The sequence below is a fragment of the Camelimonas sp. FR25 genome (assembly GCF_059740505.1).
In genome coordinates, this window is the sequence record NZ_JCAWFG010000092.1 from 1 (window position 1) to 20,558 (window position 20,558).

At 61.4% G+C, this 20,558-nt stretch carries 10 protein-coding genes, 1 pseudogene and 1 other annotated feature; of the genes and pseudogenes, 7 read left to right on the forward strand and 4 right to left on the reverse strand.

What is annotated here, in order from left to right:
- Nucleotides 1-245: IS66 family insertion sequence element accessory protein TnpB (tnpB, locus tag AC6A67_RS13540; RefSeq protein WP_498037084.1), on the forward strand; the 245-nt coding region annotated here is incomplete at its 5' end.
- 79 nt (nt 246-324) lie between these two features.
- Complete coding sequence (gene tnpC / locus AC6A67_RS13545) at nt 325-1,974, forward strand: IS66 family transposase (protein ID WP_498037085.1); 1,650 nt, start codon at nt 325-327, stop codon at nt 1,972-1,974.
- A 147-nt stretch (nt 1,975-2,121) separates the two neighbouring features.
- On the opposite strand, the pseudogene AC6A67_RS13550 reads toward tnpC, so the two are convergent.
- Nucleotides 2,122-2,265, reverse strand: a pseudogene (locus AC6A67_RS13550) (IS256 family transposase); the annotation flags it as partial.
- A gap of 330 nt (nt 2,266-2,595) precedes the next feature.
- The gene (locus tag AC6A67_RS13555; RefSeq protein ID WP_498037086.1) at nt 2,596-5,478 is read right to left on the reverse strand and encodes a glycosyltransferase; all 2,883 of its coding nucleotides are present in this window, start codon (nt 5,476-5,478) and stop codon (nt 2,596-2,598) included.
- Nucleotides 5,479-5,722: 244 nt separating this feature from the next.
- Here AC6A67_RS13555 and AC6A67_RS13560 point away from each other — a divergent pair, with 244 nt between their 5' ends.
- The 4 genes from AC6A67_RS13560 (at nt 5,723) to AC6A67_RS13575 (ending at nt 10,094) form a co-directional block, all read left to right on the forward strand.
- Nucleotides 5,723-6,952 carry a glycosyltransferase family 2 protein gene (locus tag AC6A67_RS13560; protein ID WP_498037087.1) on the forward strand — a complete coding sequence of 410 codons (1,230 nt, stop codon included), beginning with the start codon at nt 5,723-5,725 and terminating at the stop codon, nt 6,950-6,952.
- Nucleotides 6,953-7,110: 158 nt separating this feature from the next.
- Nucleotides 7,111-8,187 carry a DegT/DnrJ/EryC1/StrS family aminotransferase gene (locus AC6A67_RS13565; protein ID WP_498037088.1) on the forward strand — a complete coding sequence of 359 codons (1,077 nt, stop codon included), beginning with the start codon at nt 7,111-7,113 and terminating at the stop codon, nt 8,185-8,187.
- A complete protein-coding gene (locus AC6A67_RS13570; protein WP_498037089.1) occupies nt 8,184-8,762 on the forward strand; it encodes an acyltransferase in 579 nt (192 codons plus the stop codon). Before AC6A67_RS13565 ends, AC6A67_RS13570 begins: the two co-directional genes overlap by 4 nt.
- 100 nt (nt 8,763-8,862) lie before the next feature.
- Nucleotides 8,863-10,094, forward strand: a protein-coding gene (locus AC6A67_RS13575) for an IS3 family transposase (protein ID WP_498037090.1) whose coding sequence is annotated in 2 segments (ribosomal slippage) — nt 8,863-9,154 and nt 9,154-10,094 — 1,233 coding nt in all. Because the reading frame shifts where the segments join, the coding sequence is not laid out codon by codon here.
- Nucleotides 9,147-9,263, forward strand: a sequence feature (AL1L pseudoknot). Its footprint overlaps the gene before it by 117 nt.
- Before the next feature lie 402 nt (nt 10,095-10,496).
- Here the strand turns inward: AC6A67_RS13575 and AC6A67_RS13580 are convergent.
- Nucleotides 10,497-11,138 (reverse strand): response regulator, encoded by a 642-nt coding sequence (locus AC6A67_RS13580; RefSeq protein ID WP_498037091.1) that lies wholly within the window; start codon nt 11,136-11,138, stop codon nt 10,497-10,499.
- Complete coding sequence (locus tag AC6A67_RS13585; RefSeq protein ID WP_498037092.1) at nt 11,107-12,555, reverse strand: sensor histidine kinase; 1,449 nt, start codon at nt 12,553-12,555, stop codon at nt 11,107-11,109. The genes AC6A67_RS13580 and AC6A67_RS13585 overlap by 32 nt, the downstream gene beginning before the upstream one ends.
- Before the next feature lie 456 nt (nt 12,556-13,011).
- Here AC6A67_RS13585 and AC6A67_RS13590 point away from each other — a divergent pair, with 456 nt between their 5' ends.
- Complete coding sequence (locus tag AC6A67_RS13590; protein ID WP_498037093.1) at nt 13,012-20,508, forward strand: peroxidase family protein; 7,497 nt, start codon at nt 13,012-13,014, stop codon at nt 20,506-20,508.
- The last annotated feature ends 50 nt before the right edge of the window (nt 20,509-20,558 follow it).

Below are 20,558 nucleotides of genomic sequence, written 5' to 3' on the forward strand. Positions count from 1 at the left end.
GGCGCGATCCGCATGGCGGCGACCTGTATGTCTTCCGGGGGCGCGGCGGGGCGCTGTGCAAGATCCTGTGGCACGACGGGATCGGCATGTCGCTTTATGCGAAGCGGCTGGAACGCGGTCGGTTCATCTGGCCCGCGACAGAGGGCGGCGCGATTGCCTTAACTGCGGCCCAGCTTGGCTATTTGCTCGAAGGGATTGATTGGCGCAATCCGCAACACAGCTGGCGGCCACGCAGCGCCGGCTGAGCAAAAATAGTTGGGGCCAGACGGCATTTTGGGGCGCCACAAACGTCTTGATGTGTGATTCAATCGGCTCATGAAAGCCATGGCCAGCCCAGTTCCTGACGATGTCGCAGCGCTGAAAGCAGCGCTTGCCGCCGCCGTGGAGCGGGCTGACCGGGCGGAAGCAGACCTGAGGGCCGCCGAGGCAGAAGCCGCCGTAGCCCGGGCCCAGCTCGCCGATGACCGGGCGCAGATCGCCCATCTGAAGCTGCTCATTGCGAAGTACAAACGTGAGCGCTTTGGCGCCTCCCCGGAGCGGACCGCCCGCCTGCTCGACCAGCTTGAGCTGCAGCTGGAGGAGCTTGAGGCTGGCGCGACCGAGGACGAGCTTGCCGCAGAGAAAGCCGCCGCCCGCGCGACCACGCCTGTCGCCGCGTTCCGCCGCAGGAAGCCGGCCCGCCAACCTTTCCCTGAGCACCTGCCGCGCGAACGGGTGGTGGTCGAAGCCCCGCGCGCCTGCGCCTGCTGCGGCGGCGAGCGGCTGCGGAATCTGGGCGAGGACATCACCGAGACGCTGGAGGTGATCCCGCGCCAGTGGAAGGTGATCCAGACGGTGCGGGAGAAGTTCTCGTGCCGCGACTGCGAGGCCATCGCTCAGGCTCCGGCGCCATTCCATGTCCTGCCGCGCGGCTGGGCCGGTCCCAAACTTCTGGCCCAGATCGTGTTCGAGAAGTTTGGCCAGCATCAGCCGCTCAACCGCCAGTGCGAGCGCTATGCCCGCGAGGGGGTGCCGCTGAGCCTGTCGACGCTGGCAGATCAGGTGGGCGGCGCGGCCTCGGTGCTGACCCCGCTGTTCTCGCGGATTGAGGCGCATGTGCTGGCCGCCGGCCGGCTGCATGGCGACGACACCACGGTTCCGGTTCTTGCGAAGGGCAAGACCGATACGGGGCGGCTCTGGACCTATGTCAGGGATGACGCCCCCTGGAGCGGCCCCGCGCCGCCGGCGGCCGTCTTCTATTACTCACGTGACCGCCGGGGCGTTCATCCGCAGGAGCACCTCAGGGCATGGAGCGGCATTCTGCAGGCCGACGCCTATGGCGGTTACAATGAGCTCTACAGGCCAGAGCGCGCGCCAGCCCCCATTCTGGAGGCCGGCTGCTGGGCGCACGCAAGGCGCAAGTTCTTTGAGCTTGCCGACATCGAAAGCGCCGCCCGCAAGTCGGCCCGGGGACAGAAGCCGCCGTCCGTCTATCCGCGGGCGCTGGACGCCATTCGTCTGATCGACAGCCTGTTCGCGATCGAACGCGACATCAATGGGGCCAGCGCCAGCGAGCGCCGGGCCGTGCGCCAGATGCGCAGCACGCCAGTGATTGCGGAGCTGGAGGTATGGCTTGGCCAGACCCGGGGCCAGTTCAGCCGTGGCCATCCGCTGGTCAGGGCCATCGGCTATCTGACCCAGCGCTGGCCAGCGTTCATGCGCTTTCTCGATGACGGCCGGATCTGCCTGTCGAACAACGCCGCCGAGAGGGCGCTGCGCGGCGTCGCGCTCGGCCGCAAGGCATGGCTGTTCTGCGGATCGGATCGCGGCGGACAGCGCGCTGCGGCGATGTATAGCCTGATCGTCACTGCCCGCCTGAACGACGTTGATCCTCAGGCGTGGCTGGCCGATGTCCTCGCCAGAATCAATGGCATCCCGGCGGCGCGCCTTGATGAACTGCTACCGTGGAACTGGAAGGCGGCCACTGCGGGGTAAGGCATCGCCTGAGGCAGAGGCGTCTCACATGCGGGGTTCACCGGATGCTTACGTTGAGGCCGGATGCCGATATTGTTGAGCTTCATGGCTGCGGTCGATGATGCGGCCCTGGCGGAAGGTGTAGATCGCCTGCGTCAGGGCATGGCGCTGCTCGCCATAGCCGGCGCCCGTTCTGGAGCCGACCTCCAGCTCCATCAGTCGCTCGGCGGCGAAACCAATCATGTCACGCAAAAGGTCGGCGTCTGCGCTCTTTTCGACGAGCACGCGGAGGTCCATCATGAGCTTGGTCATCGGGGATGCTTCCAGGTTCAGGTTAGTTCGCAAACACACCTTACCTGCAAACCCGATGGCCAACCCCACCTACACCACGTCACGGGAAACGACCTCGGCTCTTGCCGTTAGAAGCGACCCCGTAGGGTTCATGCGATCGCACTTCTCCCCTTCAGCCAGACCAGCCGGGTGAAGTTGTACGCCAGATTGGCCATGCCGATCTTCAGTCGGGCCCGCGCCATGCCAACGGTCAACGGAGCAGGTCAACTGCCCCCACCAATCTCATTGACTGGTCGGGGCAACAAACCGGTGATGCTCACAGTATAAGACAGAACGCTACCGAAGGCCTCCTTACGTCAAGGCGGCAAGCTCCCGCTGCAGAACTGCCAGTCGGGGAACCATCTGCGTCTCATAGCTATACAAGTCTTCAGCCTTTCTGTAACCGCTTTCGCCGATTTTCTTCAGGTCAGCCGGGTTTTCCCGGTACCAGAGAATACGGTCAACGATGGCATCGACCTCATGAGGCACGATGACGAGGTCCTCACCGTCAGAGAAATGCATATTCATGCCAAGCGGATCCGTGCAGAACAAAGCGACCTGTTGCAGCATCGCATCCGAACCGCAGCCCGTTGGGAACCCGTCGAATGCGCCCTCCATCAATACGAAGGGTACGTTGCACAGGAGGATCAGGTCCTTATCTGCGTAGAATGACGAGAACCATTCTGGCTCGCGACCGCCGTAGAAAGTGATCTTGTCCTCAAGCCCATCAATGGGCAGATCACTGGCTGAAAATCCGCCGACGACGTGAAAACGACATTCTGGGGCGATTTTTACGAGCTCCCTGGCGACGTCGAGGAAGATATCATAGCCTTTGTCATGTCCATCAGGCATGTACTTGTGGGCCGCAAAACAGATATCCAGCGTCGACTTGCCGAAACCAAACTTCAATCTTTGCGATTGGGGGGCTTTGGATTCTGTTTTTGGCGTCACCACTCCGTAGATTAAATCAACTTTGTCGGGACTGACAAATTTGTGAGAGATAAGGTAATCTTGGGTATATGCCTGGGTGACGATCACACGGCGGAACATTTCGCTGTCAAACACGCGTTTGAGAAGTGCATCCGACGCGGCTACGCCGACCCGGAAGGCGCCGCCGGGATATAGCGTGAAAATAAACGGGATTCGGTTACGTTCAAAAAACTCGACATTCTCCCAAGCGTTACCAAGGAACACTGTGTAGCCGAGCCGTGCTGTGAGGTCTGGCACCTTGTCGCATGCAAGAATCCTGCCTTTGAGTGCGGGCCTGCTAGACTCGTGCGCGGCGATGACCTCGTCCAGTGAGCGTTTTTCTTCGAAAAAATGAAAGGCAGAACCGGACGTGTAGGCGACAGAACGGGGGATCTCCGTCAAATAGGCGTCGTACTCCTCGGCCCGAAAAGCAGACTGCGGATGAGGGTAGACGTTGTCGACAATAACCAAGTCGTAATCCGTAGCCTGTGGCCATTGTTCCCGCTGTTTGAAGGACGGTCGACCAACCGCTCTAATCGGCGCAGTGAGGACATGCCGAATGCGTGATTTCTTTGACGTCAACCATTGGTCGATCCGATCGAAGCGGGCCGAAATTCTTGCGAGTTCTTGGCCGACTGCGAACAAAAGGTCATGGATCATCACCAGCCTGGTCCGGTCTCCGGATTCGGAGCCATGCCGGGCATCGTCATAACCAACGAGCCCATTTGCCAGGAGTTCGTCGTAACGCAGCCTGTTTATCGCCAGATAGGTCCCAAACTCCCGATCGTAACGATACTCGAGATGATGATTGACTTTGACGACCATCGTTGCAGCCGCAGACAATTGCTGAAATTCGGATTGTCCGGACCAGATCCCATGATGATGTCTTCGATAAGCAGCCATAGCTTCTGGGAAATATTTAATCTTGCCGCACTCGGCGTTGAGAATATCGAATAGCCAGTCACAGCCAGGCTGCTGGTACAACCAGTCCGGAATGGTGCCAACCTGCCCGTTGCGGATCATACACGAAGGAGTAGAAATATAGTCTCCGGTGCAGAGATCGTGAACACTTGTCGTATCGGCAACGCCTTTGAGCAGCAGATCTCCAAGAGAGCCGCTCTCGTCTGTAACGTAAACATTGTGACAGCAAATCGCATAATCTGGATTATTTCTGAGGAAATTCACTTGCTTCTGAAGTTTATTACTACTTGTCCAGAAATCGTCGCCTTCCAGAAAAGCGACAAAAGTGCCTCGGCAGGCACTATAAGTATCGAGATAATTTGTGACAGCGCCGACATTTGAAGTGCGCTCGAGCAATCTGATTTTGTCGGGATAAGCCCTCTGAAACCTTCTGCAGATCGCGCGGGTTCTGTCAGTGGAGAGGTCCTCTCCAATCACTATTTCGTATGTAAAATCAACGACCTGATCCAGCACACTCTGGATCGCCTGCGCAATGTATTTCTCTTGATTGTAAGTGATCATCGATACTGAAACGAGAGGCTTCGCTGCGTAGGGCGACTCGAAGCTTTTTGTCCGGGCCTTCCACTCGAAGATGCTGCACTGCTCCCTAAGCTTAGCCAGGCGACGAGAAACGTCACGATCAAGTTTAACCAGAATTGTGAAGGTTTCTCCCGAATAAAGGATTTGAAGCGACAACCGCGCAAGGGCGAGAGCGGGCTTCACCGAAGCCCAATCGGTGTCGTCGAGGACCAGCACGTCTCCATCTTTCATCAGACTCGTGTAGCGCTCAACATCCTCCATCACGAACCGCGTATCGTGGTTTCCATCGATGTGGATCATCAACGGTGAGGCCACGGCCTCCGCGATTGTTGGGAAAGCTGCGGCGGACGCCTGCCTGATGATCGTGGTGCTCGCGTCGAGATTCAGCGCCGCCCGGCGGTCAAGAAACTCGTTGTATAATTTGTCCCAGTTGGCCTCCTGAATGAAAGTCTCGACAGCTTCCCTGATTTCGTCAGAAAGATCTTCCTCAACGGCCGCAGCCCGGGAATAGGGATCGATCCCAAAGCTGTGACCGCCTCTTTGTTCGAACGACCAGGCGAGAGGGAGAAAACTTCTTCCGCGATAGACGCCGATCTCAACATATGTCGTCAGGCTTTGATGCTCCGCCAAAGCCGCCATAATAGCGGTTTTTTCGAAGCTGCTGCCTCCACCCGTATCGACTGGTACGGAATACGTGATGTCGATCAGTCGATCAAAGTTTACCATCATAGGGTGTCTTTCGCCGTGTCGCCATTAACCAGAACGATTACCCGTCTGTGCGAGCCGCTGTCAAACCGGCGCAGGCAGCGTGCCCGACGGTTTTCGCCTGTGATCGCCGCAAGTCCTTCGCTGCAGGCGTACTGAACCGGTCAAAGGCGGCGATGGCGGGCCGGCGCCCTCCGGAGCGGTGCCTTATGGACGCCGCTTCGTTCTGCGGGTAATTTGCTTTACTGGATATCGGTGGAGTGGCGTGAACGCGACGGTGGCGCAGGAGCCGGGGATGCAACGGGTGACAAGCGTCTGGCATAGAATCGTCCATTCCAGCCGTACCGCGCTGCAATGGATAAGGTCGGCACGCTCGCCAGAGCCGCCGGCTGATTTCGACGAGCAGGCATATCTTGATCTGAACCCGGACGTTCGCCAAGCCGTCGCTGCAGGCGAAATGGCTTCGGGCGCTTCACATTACGTCTTGTGGGGAGCGGGGGAGGGGCGTAGCTACCGCGCAGTTTGCGTTACCCAGGATCAGGACGCGAGGGCGGAGGTCGAGCACTCCGCGTCGGCCCAGGTGATGGCGGGGCAGGAATTTGCCGCCATCCTCGCCCGGCTGGATCTCCTGGAGGAACAGAACCGCCTTCTCGATCTGAAATGCCACACGGAGAGGATCTTGAAGCTTGAGAGCCAGCATCTCCTCGAACGGGATCGTGTTGATTGGGTGCTCGGGCTGGCCGAGGGCCTATCGACCGAAAGGCAAGCCTATCAGAGCGCGCGCCAGGTCCAGTCCTACTGGACAGCCTACGACGCATCTGAGCCTCTTGTCTCGGTCTGTATCGCGACCGTGGATCGAGCATCACTCCTGGTCGAACGGTCGTTAAAATCGGTGCTGGCGCAGTCCTACCAGAACCTGCAAATCATCATCGTCGGCGATCATTGCACGGATGACACTGAACAACGACTGGCGCAGATCGGAGACAGCCGGGTCTCGTTCGTCAATCTTCCTGAGCGCGGTCCGTACCCGCCGCCGGGCATCGATCGCTGGCGCGTAGCGGGCACGAACGCCATGAATCACGCGCTCAACCTTTGCGAAGGCGACTTTATCACTCACCTTGATGACGACGACGCGATGACGCCGGACAGGATCGAGACACTACTGAAGGCTGCGCAGGCACAAAAGGCCGACTTTCTCTGGCATAGCTTCCAGTCCGAACGCCTGGACGGGGAGTGGCTCACTTTGGGAAGTAGCGACTTTACTGTCGGGCAGGTGACGACAGGTTCCGTGTTCTACCACCGTTACTTTGCTCGCCTTCCCTGGGATGTGAACGCCTACCGGCTCTCCGAGCCGGGCGATTGGAATAGGTTCCGGAAAATCAAGTTTCTAAGACCCTACTTACATTTTATAGACAGCCCGCTGCTGCTACACTACTCGGAGTGTAGCCAGCCGGTCTTCTCACGACAAGAGAACGAACGGTTCCTGGATGAATGAACCGGCGACATGGTCGCACCTCGAGCGCAGACGGGCGCTGCCCGCTTCGTTGATGGCGGTCGTGAGGCCGGAAGAATTGCTTTGAGGTTTGTACAAGAATGACGATCCCATTGTTGCGGCCACGGCCGCCCAGACTAAGTCGGCTTGTCGATGACCTCATGGCAATCGAGAGTTCAGGTATCTACACCAATTATGGTCCGGTGAATGCCCGCCTCGAAGCTGAGCTGACGCGCACCTTGTTCAGCGGCGTCGGCGGTTGCCTTACGGTCAATAACGCCACAATCGGCCTGATGGTGGCAATAAAGGACGCGATGAGTTCTCCCCGGGACGAGCAGCGACGCTATGCTCTCATGCCGTCGTTCACGTTCGCCGCGACAGCGCACGCTGCGATCTGGGCCGGGTTGACACCCCTCCTGTGCGACATCGACGCGGAGACGTGGCTGCCGTGCGCCCGTTCGGAGGATGAGCTCCTCCGCAAATATGAGGGGCAGATAGACGTTGTTCTTCCCTACGCAACATTCGGCAACTGTCTCGACCTTGATCGCTACGACGCATTATCCCGCGAGCATAACGTTTCAGTGGTCGTTGACGCCGCAGCCTCGCTGGGATCGCGGACTACAGGTAAGGCTGGATTCGGCCAGGGCTTCCGGTGGCCGGTCGTCTATTCGATGCACGCGACGAAAACATTCGCCACGGGGGAAGCAGGTTTAATCTACTGCGACGACCCTGACCGGCTGGCCAGGCTCCGTGTGATGGGGAATTTCGGCTTCGGAGAACCGCGCACTGCGACGATGCCTGGGTTGAACTCCAAGCTCAGCGAAGTCGGAGCGCTGCTAGGTCTCGCAAAGCTCTCCGAATTCGAGCAGGTTGTATCGGCGCGGGAGGCGCTGGCGAACATTTACCGCTCCGAGTTGCCCGATTTGGTGTTTCAGCGCCAGATCGGCGATCGGTTAGCCTTCCAGTTCATGCCGGTCCTCCTGCCCACGCGCCTTAAGCCACACAGGGATGCGCTCTGCGCCAGACTCACGGCGGAGGGAATCGGCGTTGCCCAGTACTTCAATCCGCACATAGCAGAGCAGCCATATTTTGCTGGCCTCGCGACATCTGGGAATCTCACCACAACGCGTGATATTGCCCGACGTATCATCAGTCTCCCGCTATCCGATGATCTAACGAGGGAGGAGGTCGAGCTGGTCTGCGCGATCATCAGGAACTGCATGGAGGACTTCGGATGAAAAGCGATTTTCTGGACATCAATGAGCTTGATGCCTTGGGTCTGAAGCGTTTGGGGGTCGGGGTCAACATCAGCCGGCATGTGTTACTCTTCGGGGCGGATCGGATCGAGGTTGGAGATTTCTGCAGGGTCGACGCCCATTGCATCCTGTCAGCGGGGCCCGGGGGCCTCCGCATCGGACGCAACGTGCATATCTCCGCTTACTCGGCGGTGCTGGGGCGCGACCTCGTCACGATCGGCGACTTCGCGACCATCTCTGTCCGATGCACGATTTTTAGTTCAAACGACGATTACGGCGGTGATACGATGACGAACCCAACGGTTCCGTTAAACTATCGCGGCGTGCAAAACGCGCCCGTCCATGTGGGGGCGCACGCGATTCTGGGGACGGGCTGCACTGTATTGCCCGGAGTCCGAATAGGGGAAAGTGCAGCCGTCGGCGCGGGAAGCCTGGTCAAGCATGACGTGCCGCCTTTCTCCATCGTGGCTGGAGTGCCGGCGAAAGACTTCGGGCAGCGGAGAGACGGTCACAGAACCCTTGCCAAAGCGATGCTCAACGAGGAGAGCCAGCGCTGATAGGTGTCGTCTGGTGGTAAGGCGCTTAAGAACGGGAATGCCGTCATGGTGAACCGCCCCGGGTTTGCCGGAGGCTCCGACTTCCAAATAGGATGGAGCCATGACGAGCAAATCTTCGAACAAGTTCTCTGCTGAGGTGCGCCAGCGAGCGGTGCGGATGCTGATGGCTCACGAGGGTGACCACTCCTCCCGTTGGACGGCGTGCCAGTCGATATCGGCCAAGATTGGTTGCTCGGCGCACACGCTGCTGGATTGGGTGAAGAAGGCGGAGGTCGCCGTGGGCAAGAGCGCGGGCGTGCCGACGGACGTGTTCGAGAGAATGAAGGCTCTTGAGCGGGAGAACCGCGAACTCCGGCAGGCCAATGAGATCCTGCGCAAAGCGAGCGCCTATTTTGCCCAGGCGGAGCTCGACCGTCCATTCAAACGATGATCGCGTTCATTGACGCTCACCGTGAGGTGCATGGGGTCGAGCCGATCTGCAAGGTGCTGCCGATCGCCCCGTCAACCTACCACGCTCATGTCGCCAGTCGCGCAGACCCCGGACGGCTGTCGGCGCGGGCGAAGCGGGATCTGGCGCTCAAGCCCGAAATCGAGCGAGTGTTCGTCGAGAACTTCGAGGTCTACGGCGCGCGCAAGGTCTGGCGGCAGTTGCTGCGCGAAGGCTTCGCGGTTGCGCGCTGCACCGTCGAGCGGCTGATGGCCGACCTCGGCCTGCGCGGCGCCACTCGCGGCAAGCGGATACGCACCACGGTGCATGACAAGGCCGCGCCTTGTCCACGCGACCATGTCAACCGCATCTTCCATGCCCCAGCCCCGAACAGGCTTTGGCTTTCGGACTTCACCTACGTCAGCACCTGGTCAGGCTTCGTCTATGTAGCCTTCGTCATCGATGCTTATGCCCGTCGCATCGTTGGCTGGCGCGTGAGCCGGACAGCGCATGCGGGCTTCGTGCTCGACGCACTTGAACAGGCCCTGCATGAACGGCGGCCTGTTCACAGGAGCGGTCTTGTGCATCATTCCGACAGGGGATCGCAGTATGTCAGCATCCGCTACACCGAGCGTCTGGCGGAAGCTGGCGTCGAGCCGTCCGTCGGCAGCGTCGGCGACAGTTATGACAACGCTCTCGCCGAGACGATCAACGGCCTCTACAAGACAGAGGTGATCCACCGCCGCGGGCCATGGCGCAGCTTCGAGGCGGTGGAGTTCGCCACGCTGAGATGGGTCGACTGGTTCAACAATCGCCGGCTACTGGCGCCCATCGGCAATATTCCCCCGGCCGAAGCCGAGGAGAGCTATTACGCCATGCTGGAGCGCCAGCCGGTGGCTGCCTGATTTAAACGAAATGGCCTCCGGCAAACCCGGGGCGGTTCAAATCGTGGGAGACATAATTTCACAATTTCTCCGCGTAATAATTAAGCAATTAGTAGTGTAAAGAGAATCTTCCCAACAGAACTTTGAAGAGGGAAGGTCCCTTTGACCTGGACTCAACCCGCCCATTGCTAGTTTGGCTGGGCACCCCGTTGCCTCCCTATCAGCGAGAGAACGACTTTTGGCTAGGGTTCGGACTCATAACCAGTAGCTGATGGTCGCGGCGATGCAGACTGCGGCCATGAAGTTGACGGCGCTGCGGTCGTATCGGGTAGAGGTGGTCCTGAATTTTGGACCAGACAGCCGCTCAGTTAAGCTAGGATCGCGAGGGAACGCCGGGCGCAACCGGTGCCGTTCAGGTCACCGTTACTCCAGCGGCCCCCATTCCCTCTGGGCGATCGCGCTTGCGGCGACGCGGTTGCGGACGTTGAGCTTTTCCATGATGCGCGTCATGTGGAATTTCACGGTCTTCTCAAGAACGCCCAGCGTTTCTCCGACCTGCCGGTTGCTGAGGCCCTGGGCGACGAGGCGGAGGATCTGCTTCTCACGGTCAGACAGGACGTCAAGTTGCCGCCGCGCAGGTTTCTCCTTGATCCGTGACAGCAGCGGCAAGGCAAGATTGGGAGAGACGAACGTTTCCCCCTGCGCGACATTCCTCACCGCTTCGATCAGTTGCATGGCCTCGATGCCCTTGAGGATATAGCCCACGGCGCCAGCCTCCAGCGCGGCGATGACGCGTTCATTCTCCTCCGACACCGTCAGCATCACCACGCGCGGCGCATCTTCTTCCGCAGCAATGCGTGCTGCGGTCCGGATGCCGTCGCCAGGCATGGAGATGTCGAGAAGGATGAGGTCGGGTTTCAGGTGCTGCGTCAGTTCCACAGCCTGTTCTCCCGAGCCACCGTCGCCGATGACCTCAATGTCAGGCGCCAGTCGCAGCGTCTGGATGACCCCGGTGCGAAACAGCGGGTGATCGTCAATCACGACCACGGAAATCTTGCGCGACATCGTTCCCCCAAATGACAAGTGTCATTTCCAGCGTTGCGCCGCCGCCCTGGTTGATCACGGACGTGAAGGCGCCGCCGAGGCTCTCCACGCGCGCCCGCAGCCCGATCAGTCCCAGGCCTGGTTCAATCATCACGTGGCCCGGCGCGTCGGCGGGGCCGTCATCGCTCACCTGCACATTGAGGAGATGGTCCTGCACGCGGCAGTTCACAGAGCATCTGTTGCCCGGCGCGTGGCGGTGGGCGTTCAGCAACCCTTCCTGCAGAAAGCGGTAGACGCATATCTTCACCGCATGGGTGACCTCGCAGGCGAGCCCTGCGCAGGCGAGGCGGACCTTGTCGCCCGAACGGAACTCATGCTGGGCCACCACGCGTTCGACGACCTCCTGCAGGGGAAGTGATTCAAGCTCGGGCAGCATGAGTCCCTGGGAAATGGCGCGGATGTCGCGCAGCGCGTCGTCGAGAACGCCGGACATCACCTGCAACTCATGGCTGCGGTCGCTCGCCGTCGCGGCCCTGCGGATGTGTTCAACCTTCAACGCGGCGAAGCTGACCAGTTGCGCAGGGCCGTCGTGAAGTTCCGCTGCGACATTTCGAAGATAAATTGCGTTCAGTTCGACAAGCCTGCCAGAGGCAGCTTCGATCTTGCTGCGCAGACTGCGGTTCTGCTCCGACACCCGGCGGACTTCATCAATGCGCTGCCGCAGGGCATTGTGCTGTGCGTTGATCAGCCTGCTGGCGCGGTGGACGATGCCGAACAGGCTCACCATCACGACCAGTGTCAGCAGCGCCGTCGTGACCCAACTGCCCAGGCGGACGCGGAACAGGCGCTGCTGCAGGTCATCGGGCGCCTCATGGATTTCGGCGACCGCAATGATCCTGCCCGACAATTGCTCGCGGACCGGCACGTAGATTTCGAGATATTTGCGGTTGAAGTTGCGCTCGACATGCTCCGGCGAGCTGAGGTCAGTGTATTGCGCCGAGACATTGCCGGCGAGCGCTTCGAGCAGTCCCGGCGGCGGCGTGAAGCGCCGCCCCATGAGCTCGCGCGATTTCGAATAAACAATCAGCCCGCCCTGCTTCCATATTTCAAGGTGCGGAAAGCGCATCTCGAACGCCTCGTCCTCTTCCGTATTCCACCCCACCAACTGGTCGAGGGCGGCTACGCTTTGCTCCGGCAGCGTGTCGCTGCGGGCGAGGGCCTGGAGGTTCGGCGACAGCACGCTGTCCAGCAACAGGGCGGTGGAGGTGGCGGTGTTCTCGATCGTAGCGTTGGTCACGATTCGTGACGTAATGACGCCGGCTATCGTCATGACGACGAGCATGACAAGGCCGCCGGTCAGCGCGAATTGGCGCGACAGGCTGACGGGCGCGCGCAGGCCAGAAACAGCATGAAGAAGTGCTTCGGCTCCTACTGACATGCCCGCTCGTTCCTCCCCAAACGGAAGCATAAATTGGCGCCCGTTGTGTCGCCAGCACAATCTGGCTGCGTTTCGTTGGCGAATGGTATGAGATCAGCGCGAATACAGTCAGTAATGACCAACTCCGCAGGACAGGCCGTACTGGCGCTCTCTGCAAAACGCCGGGCCAACAAAGTATTTTATGATTTCAGATGCTTGCCCGACAGCTGCCTGAGAGAGGCAGGGCGAAGGTCTCAGACGCCGCTGGACCAAGGTCCGTATCGGTCTCGTTCTGTAGTCCAGTATTCACTTGGCCGACAGACCATGGATCTGATGAGACCTAGTGCGCTTACGGCACTGTTTCCACCTTTCTAAGATTTGCTGAAGCATCGCCAGGCCTTGCCTGTGCGTCGCCACGTATTCGTCACGGCCGCGACGGCGCGAAGCCTGAGCGGCCAAGAGGCAAAGGGGAGCGCGATGGTCAGCCTGGTCAAACACGATCTGGAATACATCCTCACGCAGATCAAGATCGCCGAGGCGCATGCCGCTGGCGGTGATCTCGCGGAGCTCGTGGGCAGTCCGCTCGCGCCTTACGGGCTGCGCACCGTGGATGGCAGCTACAACAATCTCATTCCGGGGCGCGCCCAGTGGGGCGCGGCGGACAATCCATTCCCGCCATTGGGCACGCCCGGAACGCCGCACAATGACGCCGACGGCGACACCATGAATTTTGGTCCTGGCGGCATGCTCACTAATACGGACTACGGCGCCAGCGGCGACGTGGCCGACGCCGACCCCCGCCTCATCTCCAATCTGATCGTCGATCAGTCCATGGCGAACCCGGCCGTGATCTTCGCTGCGCTGGAGCATGCGGAATACCAGGGAGACATGATGACGGCGGTGGCGACGCTGCAGGCCATGTATGCCGACTATAAGGTCGTGGCCAATGCCTTGGAGGGGGCGGGCCTTGAGGACGCGCTGGCGGTGTTGAACGCCACCCTGAAATCGACTGTCGCCGAGAACTATGGCATCGAACTGGACGGCTCGACCGTCTTCCTGCCGAACGTCTCGCCGGACATCGGCGATTCCGCGCCTTACAGCTCCATCTTTACGATCTTTGGCCAGTTCTTCGATCACGGCCTCGATCACGTCGCCAAGGGCAACAACGGCACGATCTACATTCCGCTGTCGCCGGATGATCCGCTCTATGACGCGACGCCCGGCGCCCGCACCAATTTCATGGCCGTGTCGCGCACCAGCACCGGCGACGGCGCGATGAACACCACCACCCCCTGGGTCGACCAGAACCAGACCTATGGCTCCAACGCGTCCGTGCAGGTCTTCCTGCGCGAATACATTCTGGTGGACGGCAAGCCTGTCGCCACGGGCCATCTGCTCACAGGCGCGCAGGGCGGCATGGCTACCTGGGGCGACGTCAAGAAACAGGCGGCTGACATCCTCGGCATCCGCCTCACCGACAATGACGTAGGCAGCGTGCCGCTGCTGGCGACGGACGAATACGGCAATTTCATCCCTGGCGCGGGGGGCTTTCCGCAACTGGTCGTTGGCTTTAGCGCCAATGATCTGGTTGAGGGTGTCGCTGGGGCCGGCGCGACCGATCCGACCGCTGTCGGCGCCTTCCGCACCGCTCACGCCTTCCTGCTCGACATCGCCCATAGCGCGACGCCGGGCTTTTATGACCACGACCACAACCCGGCCACCGCCGCCGTGCCGCTGGTCGCCGACAGCGACACTGAGGCCGGCAACCTCAATCCCACCGGAACCTATGACAACGAGCTGCTTGACGCCCACTTCATCGCCGGCGACGGCCGCGCCAATGAAAACATCGGGCTCACGGCCATCCACCACGTCTTCCATGCGGAGCACAACCGCGTCGTGGAGCACGCCAAGGAGGTCATTCTTGCGGCGCGCGACGTCAACTTCCTCAATGAATGGCTGCTGACTGACGTAACGTCCATCCCGGACGCTTCCGCCCCAGGCTATGCGGCGTGGGCTGAAGGGCTGCTGTGGGACGGCGAAAGGCTGTTCCAGGCCGGGCGTTTTACCACCGAGATGGAGTATCAGCACCTGGTGTTCGAGGAATTCGCCAGGAAGATGCAGCCGGACGTGGACGCCTTCCTGTTCGAGCCGGACCCGGATATCAATCCGGCCATTTTCGCCGAATTCGCCAATGTGGTTTACCGCTTTGGTCACTCCATGCTGCGGGAAACCATCGACCGGGTGAATGCGGACGGCTCCACCGATCACATCGACCTGTTCGACGGCTTCCTCAATCCGCTCGCCTATGACAAGTCAGGCACGGTGACCCATGACGTTGCGGTCGGCGCCATCTTTCGCGGCCTCAGCGGCCAGGTCGGCAATGAGATCGACGAATTCGTCACCAATGTGCTGCGCAACCAGCTTGTCGGCATTCCGCTGGATCTCGCCGCCATCAATATCGCCCGCGGCCGCGACACCAACATGCCGACCCTGAATGAGGCGCGCGCCCAGCTGAAGGCCGCCGCCGGCGGCGACAGCCAGCTCGATCCTTACGTCAACTGGGTCGATTTCGCGCTCAACCTCAAGAACCCGGCCTCCATCATCAACTTCATCGCCGCCTATGGTACGCATGAGGCCATCGCAGCGCAGGAGAGCGTGGCGGGCAAGCGCGCGGCGGCCATGGCAATCGTGTTCGGAACCGACCAGCCCTTCACCGACGGCATCACCAACACGTCTGGCGTGGTCCTCGCCTCCAGCATCGCCGACCGGACGGATTTCCTGAACGGTACGGGTGCTTGGGCCAACAGGGAGGCCGGTCTCAACAGCGTGGATTTCTGGATCGGCGGCCTCGCTGAACGGAAAATGGACTTTGGCGGCATGCTCGGGTCGACGTTCTCTGCCGTCTTCGAGGTGCAGCTGGAAAACCTTCAGGACGGCGACCGGTTCTACTATCTGTCGCGCGTTCAGGGCATGAACCTGCTCTCGGAACTGGAAAACAATTCGCTGGCCAAGATCATCCAGCGCAACACCGACCTCGGTGAAGACGGCACGGCAATCCCCGGCGACATCTTCTCACGGCCGGACTTGGTGCTTTACCTCAACGAAGCGCGCCAGTTGGCCATGACCGGCCTCGCTGACCCGGTGCACACCAATCCGATGTTGCAGGCCATTTCGCAGATGGTCGACCGGCGCGACACTGATGGCGACGGCGCCACCGACTACCTGCGCTACAATGGCGGGGATCACGTCGTGGTCCAGGGCACGTCTGGCAATGACACGATCTTTGGCGGCGAGGGCGACGACACGCTCTGGGGCGGCGAGGGCGACGACCGGCTCGACGGCGGCTATGGCGTCGACCACGTCCATGGAGGCGCCGGCAACGACATCATCACCAACTCGGGCACCGACATCGGCGCCGCCGACGTCCTGCACGGCGAAGAGGGTCACGACGTCATCCATGGCGGCGCCGGCCTCACCCTTATGTTCGGCGGCCCGGGCCAGGACTTCATGGTGGCCGGCCAGGACGGCAAGACCGTCATGGGCGGCACAGATAACGATTTCATCCTCGGCGGCGACGGCATGGACTTCCTGCTCGGCGAAGCCGGTGATGACTGGATTGAGGGCGGCGGGCGCTTTGACACCCTGGCCGGCGAGAACTCGGAGCTGTTTTTCAACTCCTCAATCATCGGCAACGACGTGCTCAACGGCCAGCGCGGCGACGTCGACTATGACGCTGAATCCGGCGACGACATCATGTTCCAGGGCGTCGGCATCCAGCGCAGCAACGGCATGGCCGGCTTTGACTGGGCGATCCACAAGGGCGATGAGGTCGCGGCCAATTCAGACCTCGGCATTCCCATCTTCGCCACGCAGGAAGACTTCATCCTGCGCGACCGCTTCGACTTGGTGGAGGGTCTGTCGGGCTGGAAATATAACGACGTGCTCACCGGCCGCGTTGTTCCAGTCAATACCCGCGCCGAACTGACCGGCACGGCGGCGATCCCCGGTCCAGACTCCATTCTGGACTCCTATTCCAACGCGCTGCTTGAGAAGAACATTCCGCTGATCGCCGGTCTCGACAGGCTTGTGGCCCACACAACCCGCCATATCCAGGTCGGCAATGACGGTACGGCTGAGGTCGTCGCCCTGGAGACCAACGACGCCACCGACATCCTGCTGGGCGGCGGCGGCAGCGACCGCATCAAGGGCCTTGCCGGCAACGACGTCATCGACGGCGACATGTGGCTCAACGTGCGCATCGCGGTCTATGCCCGCGACGCCAACGGCCAGCTCACCAATACGGTGATCGCCACCGCCGACGGCATGACCGGCAAGCTCTACAACACGCCAGCAGGCCTCGCGACGCAAAACCCCGCCGATCTCTATAATCCAACCGGCGTAGCCAATTTCAGCGGCATGACGCTGGATGAGGCGATGTTCAGCCGCACCCTCGAACCGGGTCAGCTGACGATTGTCCGCGAAATCCTCAACGGCAATCAGGCGGGCGACATCGACACCTCAGTCTACACCGGCATCCGTGAGCACTATGGCTTTGGCGTGAATCGGGACGGCAGCCTCTATGTCAATCACGCCCCGCCCGCCACCGACGAAACCGACGTGCTCGGTGACAATATCGAGGGCGTGACCCAACGGCCGGTTCTCGATGGACGCGATACGGTTCGCAACATCGAACGGCTCGAGTTCACCGACCTGACCATGAACGTCATTAATGGCACGGACGCCGGTCAGACGCTCAATGGCAATGTCGACGGCACGGGGCTGATCCATGACGTGATCATGGGTTTCGGCGGCAATGACACGCTGAACGGCCTCACAGGCGACGACGTGCTGATTGGTGGCGCCGGCAACGACACGCTCAATGGCGGCTCTGGCGACGACCAGTACATTTTCGGTCTCAACGACGGCCAGGACAGCATTCAGGAGAGCAGCGGCGCCGACAGGATTTCGATTGCAGCTGATCGCGCTGCGCTCACTACGCTGGGCTTCATGCGCCTGCAGAACGACGATCTGCGCATCGACGTCAATGGTACGCGCATCACCGTCGTCGATCACTTCGCCACCACGGGCGAGGTGGTTGAAACCATCACCTTCGACAGTGGCAGCTATGGCGGCTATGACTTCTATCTGGCCGACGACGAAGGCGACGAGGTGTTCCGCGGAACCTATGTGCTCAGCACGGATCGCCAGGGCGAACTCACCGCCGCCGCCGATGTCGACACCATCCTGATCGATCGCGACAACGACCAGATCTCCACGCTCACCGGCAATACGGGCGACGACATGCTGTTCGGCAACGGCGGCAATGACACGCTCAATGGCGGGGCGGGCGTCGACCTACTGGTCGGCGGCGCGGGAAACGACACATATATCGTCGACGACCTTGGCGACACGGTCGTGGAACTGGCCAATGGGGGAACGGACTCCGCCCGCACCTCGCTCGTCAGCTACAACCTCGACGCTAATGTTGAGAACCTTGTCTACACTGGCACGGCTGACTTCACCGGCGCCGGCAACGGCCTCGCCAATAACATCACCGGCGGCGCAGGCTCCGACAGCCTCTATGGCGGAGCGGGCAATGACATCCTCAACGGCGGCGCCGGTAACGACGCCCTCTATGGCGGCGACGGCAATGACACGCTCAACGGCGGGGCCGCCAATGACGTCATCCACGGCGGGGCCGGCGATGACACAATCGACGTGGGCGACGGCTTCAACATCATCGTCTACGACCAGGCTGGCTTCGGTGCCGACACCATCAACAGTTTCGACGCTACTGGCGGCCAGAGCACCAACCAGGACAAGATCGACCTGAGCGGCCTGGGCGTCACCGCCGCCAACTTCAACCAGCGCGTGTTTGAATCCAGCCCCGGCGGCGGCGCCACCTTGCTGACCATCCGGGCTGGCGGCGCAAACTCCACCGTTCAGGGCACCGTCCGCATCAATGGCGTGGCGGCCAACGCCATCGACCAGAGCGACTTCATCCTCGCTCCCTCGGTCATCAATGGCTCCAATGGCAACAACACGATCAACGGCACGGCTGCGGGCGACGTCATCAATGGGCTCGGCGGCAATGACGCCATCAATGGCCTCGCCGGCGATGACATCATTGACGGCGGAACCGGCGACGACACCATCAACGGCGGCAGCGGCGACGACATCATCCGCTGGACAGCGCCGGCTAATGGTTCGGCCGGCTGGGATGTGATCGACGGCGGCTCGGAAGGCATCGCCGGCGACACCTTCGTCATCACCGGCAACGCCAACTATGAAATTTTTCGCTTCTATCCGGCGGAAGACGCCCTCACGGTTGTGCCGGGCCTGACGCTGCGCGGCGCCGCAACGGAAATCGTCGTGACGCGGACCACCGTGGTCAATGGCGTCGAAGGGACGCCGCAGGTGATCGCGGAACTGGCAGAAATCGAGGAGATCGTCATCAATGGCATGTCCGCCAGCGGCGAAGGCGCCGCCGGCGGCGACAGGTTCGAGCTGATCGGCAACTTCGCCGAACAGGGCGAGGAAACCAGCCTCCGCACCAGCACCATCACCATCCTCGGCTCCGAGGGCGATGACACGGTCGACATCTCCAGGCTCGCCTCGGCCCACCGCATCGTCTTCAAGACCAAAGGCGGCAATGACGTCATCATCGGCAAGCTGCGTCCGCAGGACGTTGTCGAGCTTGAGGACGGCAAGACGCTGGCGGACTACGTGCGGACCGCCAATGCCGACGGCTCGACCACCATGTCGAGCGGGACGCATACCGTCACCTTCTTCAGCGAAGGCGCCGGGCCGCAATTCTACCACAGCGGTGCCGGGTCCGGCGACGCCAACGATAATGATCATGGCGACATCGATCAGGGCGATGACCACCATGAGGACAGCGGCTATGACGATGGCGACAACCATGACGACGACGATCTGGATCCTTTGACCGGCGGTGAGCCGGATGACGAAGACGCAAGCGACGATCATGCAAGCGACGACGGCGCCTGCGATCACGACGACGACGATGAGGGTCACGACGGCTCCGGCCCTCCGACGCCTGCGGGTAGCGGCGCGACGCGTGTCGGCACAGCCCTTTCGGACGTGCTCACCGGGACCTCAGGCGACGACAGCATTGTCGGGCTTGCGGGGGAGGACGTCCTGCTCGGCGAGGCCGGCGACGACGTCATCTCGGCTGGCGACGGCGCGGACTATGTCGACGGCGGCGCCGGTCGCGACACCATCTTCGCCGGGTTTGGCGATGACCAGGTGTTCGCCGGAGCCGGAAACGACCTGGTGCATGGCGATGCCGGCAATGACCGCATCTTTGGTCAGGGCGGCGATGACGTCATCAACGCTGGTGCCGGCAATGACACGGTTGTCGGCGGGGCGGGCGACGACCTGTTCATAGCCGAAGCCGGCGACGGGGACGACACTTACTATGGCGATGACATCGACGGGGGCGCCGGCATTGACACGCTGGACTTCTCCGCGATCAGCGCCAACCTGACGGTGGACCTCGGCTCTGGCCTGCTCGGACGCGGCGGCGCCCGCAGCAGCGAGACCGGCGTCGACACGCTGTGGGGCATCGAGAATGTCGCCACGGGCTCGGGCGACGACGTGATCACCGCATCCAGCGCGGTCAATGTGATGGAAGGCGGAGCGGGCGCCGACATCTTCCGCTTCCTCGACGTCGAGAGCGCCGATGACGACGTGATCCTCGACTTCGAGCCGGGGGATCTGATCGATCTCTCCGCAATCGACGCCGACGCCGGCACGGCTGGCAATCAGGGCTTTACGCTGATCAGCAGCCCTGAGTTCAACGCGGCGGCGCAGCTCATGGTGTCGTGGGAAGAGCGGGACGGCGTCTCCTACACTATCGTGCATGGCAACGTCAGCGGCGGCGTCACGGAAGACTTCCGTATCGCGCTCAAGGGCGGCCACGACCTGAACGGCTCCAGCTTCGTGCTCTGAGCAGTCAGGTCCCCGGCGGGCGGAACCTCTCCGCCCGCCTTCGACCCCAT

Coding starts and splice junctions, on each gene's coding strand:
- tnpC (WP_498037085.1), top strand. CDS start 325: ATGGCCAGCCCAGTTCCTGACGATGTCGCAGCGCTGAAAGCAGCGCTT.
- AC6A67_RS13555 (WP_498037086.1), bottom strand. CDS start 5,478: ATGGTAAACTTTGATCGACTGATCGACATCACGTATTCCGTACCAGTC.
- AC6A67_RS13565 (WP_498037088.1), top strand. CDS start 7,111: ATGGCAATCGAGAGTTCAGGTATCTACACCAATTATGGTCCGGTGAAT.
- AC6A67_RS13570 (WP_498037089.1), top strand. CDS start 8,184: ATGAAAAGCGATTTTCTGGACATCAATGAGCTTGATGCCTTGGGTCTG.
- AC6A67_RS13580 (WP_498037091.1), bottom strand. CDS start 11,138: ATGTCGCGCAAGATTTCCGTGGTCGTGATTGACGATCACCCGCTGTTT.
- AC6A67_RS13585 (WP_498037092.1), bottom strand. CDS start 12,555: ATGTCAGTAGGAGCCGAAGCACTTCTTCATGCTGTTTCTGGCCTGCGC.
- AC6A67_RS13590 (WP_498037093.1), top strand. CDS start 13,012: ATGGTCAGCCTGGTCAAACACGATCTGGAATACATCCTCACGCAGATC.